The sequence below is a fragment of the Streptomyces sp. CA-249302 genome (assembly GCF_050936785.1).
Lineage (GTDB): Bacteria > Actinomycetota > Actinomycetes > Streptomycetales > Streptomycetaceae > Streptomyces.
Genome location: NZ_JBNJMG010000001.1, coordinates 7,501,740 through 7,516,268, shown reverse-complemented (window position 1 = coordinate 7,516,268; position 14,529 = coordinate 7,501,740). Strand labels below are relative to the sequence as shown.

Annotated in this window: 13 protein-coding genes and 2 riboswitches; of the genes, 5 read left to right on the top strand and 8 right to left on the bottom strand. The window is 68.9% G+C overall.

Annotation, left to right across the window (positions count from 1 at the left end):
• Positions 1-13 precede the first annotated feature (13 nt).
• From ACQEWB_RS34180 to ACQEWB_RS34145, 8 genes are all read right to left on the bottom strand, one after another.
• The gene (locus ACQEWB_RS34180; protein ID WP_432837913.1) at positions 14-1,309 is read right to left on the bottom strand and encodes an ABC transporter ATP-binding protein; all 1,296 of its coding nucleotides are present in this window, start codon (positions 1,307-1,309) and stop codon (positions 14-16) included.
• Positions 1,310-1,323: 14 nt separating this feature from the next.
• Positions 1,324-2,406, bottom strand: a complete 1,083-nt coding sequence (locus ACQEWB_RS34175) for an ABC transporter ATP-binding protein (protein ID WP_432837911.1) — start codon at positions 2,404-2,406, stop codon at positions 1,324-1,326.
• A complete protein-coding gene (locus ACQEWB_RS34170; protein WP_432837909.1) occupies positions 2,403-3,413 on the bottom strand; it encodes an ABC transporter permease in 1,011 nt (336 codons plus the stop codon). Before ACQEWB_RS34170 ends, ACQEWB_RS34175 begins: the two co-directional genes overlap by 4 nt.
• A gap of 90 nt (positions 3,414-3,503) precedes the next feature.
• Positions 3,504-5,255: an ABC transporter substrate-binding protein gene (locus ACQEWB_RS34165; RefSeq protein WP_432837907.1), complete on the bottom strand. Its 1,752-nt coding sequence runs from the start codon at positions 5,253-5,255 to the stop codon at positions 3,504-3,506.
• Positions 5,256-5,280: 25 nt separating this feature from the next.
• Positions 5,281-6,279 (bottom strand): ABC transporter permease, encoded by a 999-nt coding sequence (locus ACQEWB_RS34160; RefSeq protein ID WP_432837905.1) that lies wholly within the window; start codon positions 6,277-6,279, stop codon positions 5,281-5,283.
• Between the two features lie 353 nt (positions 6,280-6,632).
• On the bottom strand, positions 6,633-7,421 hold the full coding sequence (locus tag ACQEWB_RS34155; protein WP_432837903.1) for an enhanced serine sensitivity protein SseB C-terminal domain-containing protein: 789 nt from the start codon (positions 7,419-7,421) through the stop codon (positions 6,633-6,635).
• Between the two features lie 87 nt (positions 7,422-7,508).
• Positions 7,509-8,303, bottom strand: a complete 795-nt coding sequence (locus ACQEWB_RS34150) for an enhanced serine sensitivity protein SseB (protein WP_432837901.1) — start codon at positions 8,301-8,303, stop codon at positions 7,509-7,511.
• 79 nt (positions 8,304-8,382) lie between these two features.
• On the bottom strand, positions 8,383-9,054 hold the full coding sequence (locus ACQEWB_RS34145; protein WP_432837899.1) for an AAA family ATPase: 672 nt from the start codon (positions 9,052-9,054) through the stop codon (positions 8,383-8,385).
• Between the two features lie 181 nt (positions 9,055-9,235).
• Positions 9,236-9,334, top strand: a riboswitch (glycine riboswitch).
• Positions 9,335-9,441: riboswitch (glycine riboswitch) on the top strand.
• Between the two features lie 42 nt (positions 9,442-9,483).
• Here ACQEWB_RS34145 and gcvT point away from each other — a divergent pair.
• The 5 genes from gcvT to ACQEWB_RS34120 all read left to right on the top strand — a co-directional run bounded on the left by gcvT (position 9,484) and on the right by ACQEWB_RS34120 (position 14,513).
• Positions 9,484-10,602: a glycine cleavage system aminomethyltransferase GcvT gene (gene gcvT, locus ACQEWB_RS34140; RefSeq protein ID WP_432837897.1), complete on the top strand. Its 1,119-nt coding sequence runs from the start codon at positions 9,484-9,486 to the stop codon at positions 10,600-10,602.
• Between the two features lie 98 nt (positions 10,603-10,700).
• Positions 10,701-11,078, top strand: coding sequence for a glycine cleavage system protein GcvH (gene gcvH, locus ACQEWB_RS34135; protein WP_432837895.1), 378 nt, complete (start codon positions 10,701-10,703; stop codon positions 11,076-11,078).
• A gap of 14 nt (positions 11,079-11,092) precedes the next feature.
• On the top strand, positions 11,093-12,358 hold the full coding sequence (glyA, locus tag ACQEWB_RS34130) for a serine hydroxymethyltransferase (RefSeq protein ID WP_432837893.1): 1,266 nt from the start codon (positions 11,093-11,095) through the stop codon (positions 12,356-12,358).
• Positions 12,359-12,419: 61 nt separating this feature from the next.
• Entirely contained in the window at positions 12,420-13,802 is a 1,383-nt protein-coding gene (locus tag ACQEWB_RS34125; protein ID WP_432837890.1) for an L-serine ammonia-lyase, read from the top strand.
• 153 nt (positions 13,803-13,955) lie between these two features.
• On the top strand, positions 13,956-14,513 hold the full coding sequence (locus ACQEWB_RS34120; protein ID WP_432837888.1) for a glycoside hydrolase family 25 protein: 558 nt from the start codon (positions 13,956-13,958) through the stop codon (positions 14,511-14,513).
• Positions 14,514-14,529: the final 16 nt, after the last annotated feature.

Genomic DNA, 14,529 nt, shown 5'->3' with positions numbered 1-14,529 from the left:
AACTCGTCATGCGCTACTTGTCGGTTGACTCCTGACGGTCGTCTTCCGCTTCAGCCGGTTCGTCGGTTGTCTGCGGGTCGGTGGGGGCTGGTCGCACCCCCGCGGCGGTAGCTGCAGATTCAATGCTGCCCCGCGCCCCTTGGTTGGCAGACTCACCCACCTCGGCAGCCACCGCCGCCGAAGTCGCCGCAGACTCGGCCAACACATCGTCGGCGACCAGTTCGGCCGCCTCCTTGGCCACGGTCAGCAGCACCGTGTCCTGCGGGGCCTGGTCCTCGAAGTTCTCCGGGTGGTGGCAGGCGACCTGCTGGCCGGGCTTCAGCTCCAGGAGCGGGGGCTCGGTCGTCTTGCAGATCTCCGTCGCCTTCCAGCACCGCGTGTGGAAGCGGCAGCCGCTCGGCGGGGAGATCGGCGAGGGCACGTCGCCGCGGAGCAGGATGCGCTCGCTCTTGGCCGAGCGGCGCTTCGGGTCCGGGATCGGCACCGCCGACATCAGGGCCTTGGTGTACGGGTGCATCGGCGCCTTGTACAGCGAGTCCCGGTCGGCCAGTTCGACGATCTTGCCGAGGTACATCACCGCGATGCGGTCCGAGACGTGCCGTACCACCGAGAGGTCGTGCGCGATGATCACGTACGTCAGGCCGAGCTCGTGCTGGAGGTCGTCCAGCAGGTTCACGACCTGGGCCTGGATCGACACGTCCAGCGCGGAGACCGGCTCGTCCGCCACGACCAGCTTCGGGTTCAGGGCGAGCGCACGCGCGATGCCGATGCGCTGGCGCTGACCGCCGGAGAACTCGTGCGGATAGCGGTTGTAGTGCTCGGGGTTGAGGCCCACCACCGACAGCAGCCGCTGGACCTCCTTCTTCACCCCGCCCTCGGGCTCGACGCCCTGGAGCTTGAAGGGAGCGCTGACGATCGTGCCGATCGTGTGCCGCGGGTTCAGCGAGGAGTACGGGTCCTGGAAGATCATCTGCACGTCACGGCGGAGCGGACGCATGCCGCCGACGCCGAGGTGCGTGATGTCCTTGCCCTCGAACTCGACCTTGCCGCCAGTCGGTTCGAGCAGCCGGGTGATCAGCCGGCCCATGGTCGACTTGCCGCAGCCGGACTCGCCCACGACACCGAGGGTCTCGCCCTTGCGGACCTCGAAGTCGAGGCCGTCGACGGCGCGCACCGCGCCGGTCTGCCGCCCCATCAGGCCCTTGCGGATCGGGAAGTGCTTCTGGAGCCCGGTCACCTTCAGCAGGGTCTCGCCGTCGGCCGCGCCCTTGGTGAGGGTGGCCGCGTCGCTCTGCGTGGGGATGCTCACTTCTTTGTCGTCGCTCACAGCTTCGGCGCAATCTCTTCGGTCCAGATACGCTCCCGCTGCTCCTGCGACATGTGGCAGGCCGCCCAGTGCCGGCTGCCCACCTCGGTCAGCTCGGGGCGGACCGTGCGGGTGACGTTGTCCTTGGGGATGTCGGCGTACGGGCAGCGCGGGTTGAAGGGGCAGCCGTCCGGGACGTTGATCAGCGAGGGCGGGGCGCCCTGGATCGGGGTCAGCCGGTCGGTGTCCTCGCGGTCGAGCCGCGGCATCGAACCGAGCAGGCCCCAGGTGTACGGGTGCCGGGGCTCGGCGAACACCGACTCGGCCGGACCGCGCTCCACGGGCCGCCCGGCGTACATCACGAGCAGGTCGTCGGCGATCTCGGCGACCACACCGAGGTCGTGCGTGATCATGATGACCGCGGAGCCGAACTCCTTCTGCAGGTCCCGGATCAGGTCCAGGATCTGCGCCTGCACGGTGACGTCCAGGGCGGTGGTCGGCTCGTCGGCGATGAGCAGCTCGGGGTTGTTCACCAGCGCCATCGCGATCATCGCGCGCTGGCGCATACCGCCGGAGAACTCGTGCGGGTAGCTGTCCACGCGCTGGTTCGGCTCCGGGATGCCCACCCGGTCCAGCATCTCGATCGCCCGGGTGCGGGCGATCTTCTTGTTGACGTCGTGGTGGACCCGGTAGGCCTCCACGATCTGCGCGCCGACCGTGTAGTACGGGTGCATCGAGGACAGCGGGTCCTGGAAGATCATCGCCATCTTGCGGCCGCGCAGCCGGCGGACGTCGTCCGGGTCGGCGCCGATCAGCTCCTGGCCGTCCAGCCAGACCTCACCGGTGACCTTGGCGTTGGCCGAGCGGTGCAGACCCATCACGCCGAGCGAGGTGACCGACTTGCCGGAGCCGGACTCGCCGACGATGCCCAGCGTCCTGCCGCGGTGCACGTCGAAGCTGACGCCGTCGACGGACTTGACCAGGCCGTCGTCGGTGTCGAAGTGGATGCGCAGATCGCGGACGGAGAGGAACGCGTCGGCGTCGGGCGGGGCGGCGTCGGTGGCGGGTTCGCCGAGGGCCGCCTTTTCGAGCTTGCTCACGAGTACCTCACGCGGGGGTCGATGGCGGCGTACACCAGGTCGACGATCAAGTTGCAGAAGACGATGAAGAACGCGGCGACGAGGGTCACGCCCATCACGATGGGCAGGTCGTTGTCGCGGATCGCCTGGATCGAGTACGCCCCGATGCCCTGCAGGGAGAAGACGGTCTCGGTCAGGACGGCGGTGCCGACGAGGGTGCCGAAGTCCATGCCGAAGATGGTGACGATGGGGGTGAGCGCGGCTCTGAGGCCGTGCTTCGACACGACCGTGGTCTCCTTCAGGCCCTTGGCCCGGGCCGTACGGATGTAGTCCTCGCCCATGGTCTCCAGCATGCCCGCCCGGGTGAGCCGGGCGTAGAGGGCGGAGAAGAGGAACGCGAGGCTGATCCAGGGCAGCAGCAGATGCCAGGCCCAGTCGGCCGGGTTCTGCGTGAAGGGGACGTAGTCGGTGCTCTCCCAGACGGGCCATTGATAGACGAAGAGCCCGCTCAGGATCTGACCGGTGAAGAAGATCGGGAGGGAGACGCCGGCCAGCGCGATGAACATCGAGATGCGGTCGATCGGCTTGCCCTTGCGCAGCGCGGAGACGACACCGGTGGTGACACCGAAGATCAGCCAGATCACGGCCGCCCCGACGGCCAGCGAGAAGGAGACCGGGATGCGCTGCGTGAGCTGCGGCCAGACCTCGATGTGACTCTTGAAGGAGTACCCGAAGCAGGGCGCGCTGCAGTGCGTCGCATCAGGGCCGAACTTGTAGTCGGCGCCGACGAAGAGCCCCTTGAGGTAGTCCCAGTACTGGATGTAGATGGGCTGGTCGAAGCCCAGGTTCTTCTTGATCGCGGCGATGGACTCGGGATTGGCGTCCTTGCCGACGTACTGGGTGGCCAGCTGGGTGGCCGTCTGTCCGCCCAGGCGGGGGACCAGGAAGAAGATGCCGAAGGTGACTGCGCTGACCACCAGCAGCAGTACCAAGGCGCCGAAGACGCGTCGGATGATGTACGCAGCCACAGCTGTCCGGCTCCGGGTGGCCGGGACGGAGTTGGTCCGTCCCGGCCACCCGGTGCCTTCACCTGCCTTTCAGGGGTATCCGGCCTGCTGCTACTTCGAGGAGCTGAGCAGCAGGTAGTCGTACATGCCGAGGTACGCCTGCGTCACCGTGACGTTCGTCGCGGACGCCGGCCTGTACAGCAGGTTCTTGCGGTAGAACAGCGGGACCACGGACGCGTTGTCCATGACCATCTTGTCGATGTCGCCCCACGCCTTGGTGCGGGCGGCGGTGTCGGTGTTGGCGATGGCGCTGGCCAGGGCCTTGTTGATGGCCGGGTCGTTCAGCTCCATCAGGTTGGTGCCACCGGAGGGCTTGATGGCGCCGCCGTCGACGATCTGCTCCAGGAAGCCGTAGCCGGTCGGCCAGTCGGCGCCCCAGGCCATCGACAGGATGCCGAGCTTGTGGTCGTGCACGTAGCTCGGGACACCGGCGAAGTTGGAGAAGTACTTGCCGGAGGGGTACTGCTTGATGTCGACGGTGATACCGACGGCCTTCAGCGAGTTCTGGACGGCCGTGGCGGCCGCGATCTCGGCGGGACGGTCCGAACGGGCCGTCATCGTGGTGGAGAAGCCGTTCGGCTTGCCGCACGCCTTCAGCGCGGCCTTGGCCTTCGCGACGTCGCCCTTGTTGCCGGCGGTCGGGTAGGTGTCGAACTTGGTGTAGCCGTTGACCGACGGCGGCAGCAGCGTCGAGGCCACGTCACCCTTGGGCGAGCCGCCCACGGCGTCGAGCACGGACTGCTTGTTCACCGCGTACTGCACGGCCTTGCGGCAGTCGGCGTTGTCGAACGGCTTCACGTTCACGTTCAGCGCCAGGTACTGGAGCGCGCCCGCGTACGAGTTGTCCGTCGACTTGGCGTTCTTGCCGGTCAGCACCTTCGGCTGGGTCTGCGGCTGCACACCGGTACCGGCCAGGTCGGCCGTGATCTTGTCGGCGAGCAGGTCGTTGTCGACCGTCACCGCGTTGACCTTGAACTTGACCGAGATCTTGTCCGGGTAGGCCTTGCGGACCGGGTCGGTCTTCTGGTCCCAGTTCTTGTTGCGGACCAGGACGGCGCTGGCGCCCTCCTCGTACGACTGGAACTGGTACGGGCCCGAGGACACGATGTGCTGGACGTACTTGGCGCCGTCGTCCTTCGCCTGCGGCACCGGGGCCGTCTGCGAGAAGGTCGCCAGGTAGTCGAAGTCGGCGAACGGCTGGTTCAGCTTGAAGACGATCGTCTGGTCGTCCGGGGTCTCGATGGACTTCAGGCCCTCGGCCGACTTGTCCTTGTAGGGACCCGTGTACTTGTCACCGCCGACCAGGTACTGCTTGAAGTACGTCGGGCCGTTGGAGAGGGCCTCGGGCGCGAAGTTGGAGCGCTCGATGGCGTACTTGACGTCCTTGGACGTGATCGGCGTGCCGTCCTGGTACTTCAGGCCGGAACGCAGGTGGTACGTCCAGGTCTTGGCGTCGGCGCTGGCCTTGCCGAGGGAGTCGGCGAGGTCCGGGACGACCGTGAGGCCGTCCTTGCCGGCGGCCGGCTTGAACGTCGTGAGCGTACGCGCGTAGAGGCGGGAGAAGTTCTGCACGAAGCCGTAGTACGTGTTGCCCGGGTCCAGCGAGTCCGGCACGTCCGACTCTTCGAGGTTGACAGTCCCCCCCTTCTTGCTCGTCGCGTTGACGATGGAGGTCAGCGCCGCGTCCTTCTTGGCGTTGCCACCACCACTGCTGTTGTTGCCGCCACCGCCGCCACATGCGGCGGCGCCCAGCGAGAGCGCCAGGACCGACGCAACGGCGGCGGTCACCCTTCTCGTCTTCACGTGAGGAAGCCCCTCTATCGGTGGATCACTTGCTGCGAGGGTCGAGTGCGTCACGCAGCCCGTCACCCAGCAGGTTGAATGCCAGGACGGTGATGAAGATCGCCAGACCGGGCACGAACATGTACTGCGGATCCGCTGTGTAGAGATCCACGGCGTTGCTGAGCATGCCGCCCCAGGAGGCCTGCGGCGGAGCGATGCCGACTCCGAGGAAGCTCAGCGACGCCTCGAAGAGGATGTTCGTCGGGATGATCAGCGTCGAGTAGACGAGGATCGGTGCGACGAGGTTGGGCAGCAACTCTCGGAACAGGACGTACGGGCCACGCGCCCCGAGGCTGTGGGCGGCCTCGATGAACTCCCGCCGGCGCAGGGTCATCGTCTGGGCGCGCACGATACGGCCGATGTACGGCCAGCTGAAGAAGCCGATCACGAAGATCAGGACGCTGATGCGCAGCGAGAGCCCGTCCAGGCCGAAGAAGCCGTCCTGCACCGAGGCCGAGATGGCGATGGCGAACAGGAGCAGCGGGAAGGCGAGGAAGGTGTCCATCAGGCGGCTGATGATGCTGTCGATCCAGCCGCCGTAGTAGCCGGCCATGACGCCGAGCACGGTGCCGATGATCACCGACAGCAGGGTGGCGCCGCCCGCGACCAGGAGCGACACCCAGGAGCCGTCGATGATGCGGGCGAGCATGTCGCGGCCGTACTGCGGGTCGATACCGAGCGGGTGGGACCAGCTCATGCCGCCCCAGCCGCCCTTGGGCGACAGCAGCGCCGGGTCGATGAGGTCCTGGTGGAACTTGTCGGGGTCGAGGTTGAAGACCCACTCGATCGGCTTGGCGAGGACCGCCATCAGCACCAGGCAGATGACGACGATGCCACCGGCGACGGCGACCTTGTCGCGCTTGAACCGGGTCCAGGCGATCTGGGTGAGCGAACGGCCCTCGATCTGGCTCTTCTTGGCCCCGGCGAGCACGGCTTCGGGCTGCGCTCCGGCTTCCGCCCCCGTGGTCTCGATCGGTGCGGTCACGATGACCTGACCCCTCTCGCCGGTGGTGACCGGCCTTTGTCCGCCGCGGTGGGCGGCTTGGTTCTCTTACCTGCTGGTCTCTGGATCGATACCGGTCGGTATCAGCTCACAGGAATCGTTGACCTCGCGTCTGGAGGGGAGTCTTCAACGCGCTCGCGATCACGCGCCAGGTCTGATGGAGAAAGTATGCGCAACCGTGATGACGACTGAGGGATTCCGTTATCCGGACGTCCATTTACGCGTGCCGGACGGAGACAGTGTGACCAGTGAGGCGCGAGCCGACTGTACCCGCCGAACGTCTACGCGCGAAGATCACGCCCGGACCGCAGATTTTCCTGCGATTTGACCTTGGCTCAGTAACCGCCGTGCACGGGCGGGTAGCCGTACCCGGCGACCGGGGCGGCCGGGGCGTGCGCCTCGCGGTCGTAGAAGGGGCGGGCGCCGGCCCGCATCCAGAGGGCGACCGGGTCGAACTCGTCGGACATCGCGACGGTCGACACGGGCAGTCCGTCCGGGACCGCGCCGATGGACTGCTGCATCATCGCGCGCACCGAGTCGACCGCCGGGGGGCTGGTGTCGTATACATCCAGACCGATCGCGAGATACGGCGCACCGAGCGCCGGCTGCACCCAGGCGCGGCGCAGGGAGCGGACCGCCGGGGTGCGGTGGGCGTTCTGCGTGAGCTGGGCGTAGAACTGCGGGATCTCGATGGCGGGTTCCGAGAGCCGCAGCGGGCCGGCGGGCTGACGCTCCAGGCCGGTGGCGATGCGCCGCAGGTCGAGCCAGGGGATGCCGACGCCGCCGCCCGGCGCGTGCGGGTTGAGCCAGAGGCCGAAGTGGTCGGGGTAGAGGGTGCGGGCCACGTCGAGTCCGTCGACCACTTCGTACGAGCGGTTCCAGCCGCTGGCGCTCAGCTCCTGGGCGGAGGTGACGCAGGGGGCGTAGCCGTAGCCGTCGACGTCCATGTTTCCGTACTGTGCGTCGGGCGAACCCGCCTGACCGTGCCACAGGAGCATCCAGACCTGGCCCTGGCCGGGGGTCGCGAGGGCGCGGAGGAGTGCCTCGTAGGCGTCGTAGCGCCCTGGCGTCACCTGGCGCAGCATGTGCTCGACCTGGCCGGTCGTGGTGCCGCTGGCGCTCACGTGTACCGCCCCTTCTTGTGGTTGCCCCGCGTATGGAACGAGTTTAAGCGCCCGGTTGCTCGAGCCCTGTTGCCGACGGCCCGGCGATCAGAAGTGGTCCCTCGTATAGAAAGGGCGTACCTGATCGCGCATCCAGTTCGCCACGGGGTCGTCCGTCACATCCAGCAGAACCAGGTTGACCGGCCACTGGGTGGGGATCCTGGTCACCGCCCGTTCCAGGGCCTGCAGCGGGAGGGCCCGCAGGTCGCCCTCGCGCAGGGAGAGTTCCACGCCGACGAACATCACCGGGTCCGCGGTCTCGATCGCGGCCAGGCAGCGGCGGGCCGTGGTGATCACGCCGGTCTCCGCGAACTCCGCCGACGCCGCGGCCAGGAAGTCGATCGGGTCGTCCTGCCAGTCCGGTTCGAAGAGCTTGACCCGGCCGCCGGAGGTGGGGCCGTCCAGGGCGGTACGGCCCACCCGGCAGAGTTCGGCGACCGCAGCGGGCGGCAGCGGCACGCCCACCACGCCGTCGGGGTTGATCGCCATGCCGACCTGCGGGGGCAGCCCGCGGGCGAACTCGACGGCCGGGGCGATCGTGTACGACATGTGGCCGCCGACGACCTGCCGGAACTGCTCCTCGGAGCTGAACACCGGGACGAAGGCCTGGCCCTCGATCTCCAGGGTGGGCAGGTCGAGGGGGCCGCTGTGCGGTCCGCCGCCACCGGGCAGCGGGATCCACACGTAACTGCGGCCGAGCACCTCGATGATCCGGCCGCCCGCGGCGGGTATGCCGAGGGAGGCCGACAGCACCTCCTCCAGCTCGTTGCCGGGCCATCCGCCGTGCGGATGGGGGTGCGCCTGCATGGGAAAGTCCGCGGGAAGATCCGCTGGGAAGTCCATCTGTCCGACCGCCTGCTGTGAACCACTGCTGTGAACCGCTGATGTGGCCAAAAGGCTAACGGGTAAGGAGGGACTGCGGTCAGCCCGTGAAGCCGATCCGGCGCAGCACGTCCGCCGCGTCCCGGTCGAGCAGCACCGCGGAGCCCACGCCGGCGGGCAGCTCACCCCGCTCGACCTGGCGGATCAGCCGGGCGGCCGCGTGCCGGTGGCGCAGGAACGCGTACCTCGACACACCCCGGCCGCGCTCGCGCTGCCCCGCCAGGGCGTCGCCGGCCGTGACGTCGAGCAGCAGCAGGTGGAGCGTGCCGCCGCGGCGGCGGGCCTCGCGGGCCAGCCAGTCGCGCACCCAGGCCTGCGTACCGCAGTCGTGCAGGACGACACCCCGGCCGCCGCGCAGGGCGCGGCGCAGTCCGGCGTAGTGGGCGAGGCGGACCAGGGGGCGGTAGACCGCGTACGGGAAGAAGCGGGGGGCGCGGGCGTCCCAGCGGTCGCGGGTGTCCTGGGAGTCGATGCGGACGCCGTTGACCGCTCGGTTCATCAGCGTGGACTTGCCGCTGCCGGGCAGCCCGGTGACGACGACGAGGTCGCGGGGGCCGAAGAGCAGGGCGTGCGGGCTGCGGCCCGAACGGTCGCGGAGGTCGCGGACCACCGGTGCCGGCCGTTCGCCGCACCGCTCGCGGGCCGGGGCCCCGGGCTGCTTGGGCAGCGCGAGAGCCGAGGTCGTGGCGTAGGCGGTGGTGGTCCTGTTCACCGTGATCGTCCTCCCCTGGGGCTTGGGTACGGAGTCCCATCCCCGTCGAGTGTAAAGAGAAGGTAATGCGCGGTGCCTCGCGTTTTCGTGATCGTCCTGCCACAGGCTGGTTACAGATGCGGCCCTGCCGTATGCCCCGGATGCGTGCAATGATGTGCGCGCCAACTGCATACCGGCCGTTTGAATCCGCGCGGGAGAGTCCCCAGGCGTACGCCGCCGGGGCGCCGAAGGAGCAAGTCCCTCCCTTGAATCTCTCAGGCCCCGTTACCGCGCGGGCGAGGCACATCTGAAAAGCGGGCCGCCTTCCCGGTGGTCCCACCCAAGGTGCAAGCCATGTCCCCCGTGGTCATGGCGAACCTCTCAGGTTCCGATGACAGATGGGGAGGAACGACCTCGCCGTGCCGTCATGCCTTGGGAGACATCCGTCCGATGAGCAGTACCGAAATCCGCCGTACCGCCCTCGATGCCCTGCATCGTTCGCTCGGCGCGACGATGACCGACTTCGCCGGCTGGGACATGCCGCTGCGCTACGGCTCCGAACGCGACGAGCACGTCGCCGTGCGGACCCGGGCCGGGCTCTTCGACCTCTCCCACATGGGCGAGATCACGGTGACCGGGCCGCAGGCGGCGCAGCTTCTCGACTACGCCCTCGTCGGCAACATCGCCTCCGTGGGCGTCGGCCGCGCCCGCTACACCATGATCTGCCGGGCCGACGGCGGCATCCTGGACGACCTGATCGTCTACCGGCTCGGTGAGACCGAATACATGGTCGTGGCCAACGCCTCCAACGCCCAGGTCGTCCTGGACGCCCTCGTCGAGCGTGCCCCCGGCTTCGACGCCGAGGTACGCGACGACCGGGACGCGTACGCCCTGATCGCCGTGCAGGGCCCGGAGTCCCCCGGGATCCTGAAGTCCCTCACCGACGCCGACCTCGACGGCCTCAAGTACTACGCCGGTCTGCCCGGCACGGTGGCCGGCGTCCCGGCCCTCATCGCCCGCACCGGGTACACCGGCGAGGACGGCTTCGAGCTCTTCGTGAAGCCCGAGCACGCCGTCGAGCTGTGGCAGGCGCTGACCAAGGCGGGCGAGGGCGCCGGCCTGGTCCCCTGCGGCCTGTCCTGCCGGGACACCCTGCGCCTGGAGGCGGGCATGCCGCTGTACGGGCACGAGCTGAGCACCGGGCTGACCCCCTTCGACGCCGGGCTCGGCCGGGTGGTGAAGTTCGAGAAGGAGGGCGACTTCGTGGGGCGCGAGGCGCTGGCGGAGGCCGCTTCCAGGGCTTCGGAAAACCCCCCGCGCGTCCTGGTCGGCCTGGTCGCCGAGGGGCGGCGGGTGCCGCGCGCCGGGTACCCGGTGGTGGCCGGCGGCGAGGTGATCGGCGAGGTCACCTCCGGGGCGCCCTCCCCGACGCTCGGCAAGCCGATCGCGATGGCGTACGTCGACGCGGCGCACTCGGCGCCGGGCACGGCGGGCGTCGGCGTGGACATCCGGGGCAGTCACGAACCGTACGAGGTCGTGGCGCTGCCGTTCTACAAGCGCCAGAAGTAATCCTTGGGCGTGAGCGCGGGCACATCACCGCTGCTCACGCACGTTTCCGGCAGTCACCCATTCACCACCACTCCCCCGCGTACAGGAGAATTCAGGCCATGAGCAACCCCCAGCAGCTGCGCTACAGCAAGGAGCACGAGTGGCTGTCGGCCGCCGAGGACGGCGTCTCGACGGTCGGCATCACCGAGTTCGCGGCGAACGCGCTCGGCGACGTCGTCTACGCCCAGCTTCCCGAGGTGGGCTCCGCCGTGACCGCGGGCGAGACCTGCGGCGAGCTGGAGTCGACCAAGTCGGTCAGCGACCTGTACTCCCCCGTCACCGGTGAGGTCACCGAGATCAACGAGGACGTCGTCAACGACCCGTCGCTCGTCAACTCAGCCCCCTTCGAGGGCGGTTGGCTCTTCAGGATCCGTGTCACGGAGGAGCCGGCCGACCTGCTCTCCGCCGACGAGTACACCGCCCAGAACGCCGGCTGAGGAGCCGTACACGCATGTCCGCACTGAACACGCCCCTGCACGAGCTCGACCCCGAGATCGCCGCCGCGGTCGACGCCGAGCTGAACCGCCAGCAGTCCACCCTGGAGATGATCGCCTCCGAGAACTTCGCACCCCTCGCGGTGATGGAGGCGCAGGGCTCGGTCCTCACCAACAAGTACGCGGAGGGGTACCCCGGCCGCCGCTACTACGGCGGCTGCGAGCACGTCGACGTCGCCGAACAGATCGCCATCGACCGGGTCAAGGAGCTGTTCGGCGCCGAGTACGCCAACGTGCAGCCGCACTCGGGCGCCTCCGCCAACCAGGCAGCCCTGTTCGCGCTGGCCCAGCCCGGCGACACGATCCTGGGCCTGGACCTGGCGCACGGCGGCCATCTCACCCACGGGATGCGGCTGAACTTCTCCGGCAAGCAGTTCGACGTCGTCGCCTACCACGTCGACCCGGCGACCGGCCTGGTCGACATGGCCGAGCTGGAGAAGCTCGCCAAGGAGCACCGGCCGAAGGTGATCATCGCCGGCTGGTCGGCGTACCCGCGGCAGCTGGACTTCGCCGAGTTCCGCCGGATCGCCGACGAGGTCGAGGCGTACCTGTGGGTCGACATGGCGCACTTCGCGGGGCTGGTGGCGGCCGGGCTGCACCCGAACCCGGTGCCGTACGCCGATGTCGTCACGTCGACCACCCACAAGACGCTGGGCGGCCCCCGCGGCGGCATCATCCTCGCCAAGCAGGACTTCGCGAAGAAGCTCAACTCGTCCGTCTTCCCGGGCTTCCAGGGCGGTCCCCTGGAGCACGTGATCGCGGCGAAGGCGGTCTCCTTCAAGGTCGCGGCGAGCGAGGAGTTCAAGGAGCGCCAGCGGCGTACGGTGGAGGGTGCGCGCATCCTCGCCGAGCGTCTGACGGCCGACGACGCCCGGGCGGCCGGGGTGAACGTGCTGTCCGGCGGTACGGACGTGCACCTGATCCTGGTCGACCTGCGCGAGTCCGAGCTGGACGGCCGGCAGGCCGAGGACCGACTCCACGAGGTCGGCATCACGGTCAACCGCAACGCCGTCCCGAACGACCCGCGCCCGCCGATGGTCACCTCGGGCCTCCGTATCGGCACGCCGGCGCTGGCGACCCGCGGCTTCACGGCCGAGGACTTCGCCGAGGTGGCGGACGTGATCGCGGAGACGCTGAAGCAGTCGTACGACGTGGACGCTCTGAAGGCCCGGGTCCAGGCCCTTGCCGACAGGCACCCGCTGTACCCCGGCCTGAACAAGTAATTCCCCGGTGGGGGCATCCGTGGACCGGTTGCCCCCACCATCCCGGCATTGAGGAGTCCCCGTGGCCATCTCGGTCTTCGACCTGTTCTCGATCGGCATCGGCCCGTCCAGCTCCCACACGGTCGGCCCGATGCGCGCGGCACGCATGTTCGCCCGCCGGCTGCGGCACGAGGAGCTGCTGGACTCCGTAGCGTCGATACGTGCCGAGCTCTACGGCTCCCTGGGCGCGACCGGCCACGGCCACGGCACCCCCAAGGCGGTGCTGCTCGGACTGGAGGGCGCCTCGCCGCGGACGGTGGACGTGGAGGGGGCGGACGAGCGGGTCGAGCAGATCAAGGCCGACCGGCGACTGCGGCTGCTCGGCGAGCACGAGATCCCGTTCTCCTTCGACGACGACCTGAAGCTGCACCGCCGTAAGGCCCTCCCGTACCACGCGAACGGCATGACCCTCTGGGCATACGACGCCTCGGGCACCGAACTCCTGTCGAAGACGTACTACTCGGTGGGCGGCGGGTTCGTCGTCGACGAGACCGTGCTTGATGAAGGCGCGGCCGGCGCGAACCGGATCAAGCTGGACGACACGGTCCTCAAGTACCCCTTCCGCACGGGCGACGAGCTGCTCCGCCTGACGAAGGAGACGGGCCTGTCGATCTCCGCGCTGATGCTGGAGAACGAGCGGGCCTGGCGCACCGAGGACGAGATCCGCTCCGGGCTCCTCGACATCTGGCGGGTCATGCAGGCCTGCGTGTCCCGCGGCCTGTCCCGCGAGGGCATCCTGCCGGGCGGGCTGCGGGTGAAACGCCGGGCGGCCGTGACCGCGCGCCAACTCCGCGCCGAGGGCGACCCGTTGGCCCGCTCGATGGAGTGGATCACGCTGTACGCGATGGCGGTGAACGAGGAGAACGCGGCGGGCGGCCGGGTGGTCACCGCCCCGACGAACGGCGCCGCGGGCATCATCCCGGCCGTCCTCCACTACTACATCAACTTCGTGCCGGGCGCCGACGAGGACGGGGTGGTCCGCTTCCTGCTGGCCGCGGGCGCGATCGGCATGCTCTTCAAGGAGAACGCGTCCATCTCCGGTGCCGAGGTCGGCTGCCAGGGCGAGGTCGGTTCGGCCTGCTCGATGGCGGCGGGCGCGCTGGCCGAGGTGCTGGGCGGCTCCCCCGAGCAGGTCGAGAACGCGGCCGAGATCGGCATGGAACACAACCTCGGCCTCACCTGCGACCCGGTCGGCGGCCTGGTCCAGATCCCCTGCATCGAGCGCAACGGTATGGCGGCGGTCAAGGCGGTCACGGCCGCGAAGATGGCGATGCGCGGCGACGGCTCGCACAAGGTGTCCCTGGACAAGGTCATCAAGACGATGAAGGACACGGGCGCCGACATGAGCGTGAAGTACAAGGAGACCGCGCGGGGTGGGCTGGCGGTGAACATCATCGAGTGCTGAGCCCGGCAGCCGCCGGAAGCTCGCGTCTCCTCACCGCCTCCCCCTCGATTCCACGCCGCTTCCACATCGTTTCCACGCAGCCCCGGATCCTCCGTGCCAAGGTGGGAGATACCTCAACTTCCGTCCCCACCCCGGCACTTCAGGGAGACCCCCATGCTGCGCGGCATAGACGTGAGCGCCTACCAGTCCTCGTCGTACGACACGGACGGCCTCTCCTTCGTCTTCATCAAGGCGACGGAGGGCCGTTCGTACGTCAACCCGAGACTGGCGGCGCAGACGAAACACGGCCGTGACGCCGGCCTGGTCGTCGGCTTCTACCACTTCCTGTGGCCCGGCAACCTGGAGGCCCAGGCGGAGTACTTCGTCAAACACGCCCCCGAGAAGGCGGGCGACATCCTCGCGGTCGACTGGGAGACGACGAGCTCCGGCACCCACGCGAGCAACGCGGAGAAGGACCTGTTCATCCGGAAAGTGAAGGAACTCCGGCCGAGCCACCAGGTGATCCTGTACGCGAACAGGGACTTCTGGCTGAACGTCGACACGACGTCGTACGCCGGCGACGGCCTGTGGATCGCCGACTACGTCACCGCCGGCAAGCCCCGCATCAAGGCCAAGTGGCGCTTCCACCAGTACAGCAGCGAACCCCACGACAAGGACGTCGCGGATTTCGAGGACAAGGCCGCGCTGAAGGAGTGGGCCAACGACGCCTAGGAGAGGGCCGGCCGAC

What these genes read in the sequence shown, in the direction of transcription:
- ACQEWB_RS34150 (WP_432837901.1), bottom strand. Translation starts at nt 8,303, where the DNA reads ATGGACTTCCCAGCGGATCTTCCCGCGGACTTTCCCATGCAGGCGCAC.
- gcvT (WP_432837897.1), top strand. Translation starts at nt 9,484, where the DNA reads ATGAGCAGTACCGAAATCCGCCGTACCGCCCTCGATGCCCTGCATCGT.
- gcvH (WP_432837895.1), top strand. Translation starts at nt 10,701, where the DNA reads ATGAGCAACCCCCAGCAGCTGCGCTACAGCAAGGAGCACGAGTGGCTG.
- glyA (WP_432837893.1), top strand. Translation starts at nt 11,093, where the DNA reads ATGTCCGCACTGAACACGCCCCTGCACGAGCTCGACCCCGAGATCGCC.
- ACQEWB_RS34120 (WP_432837888.1), top strand. Translation starts at nt 13,956, where the DNA reads ATGCTGCGCGGCATAGACGTGAGCGCCTACCAGTCCTCGTCGTACGAC.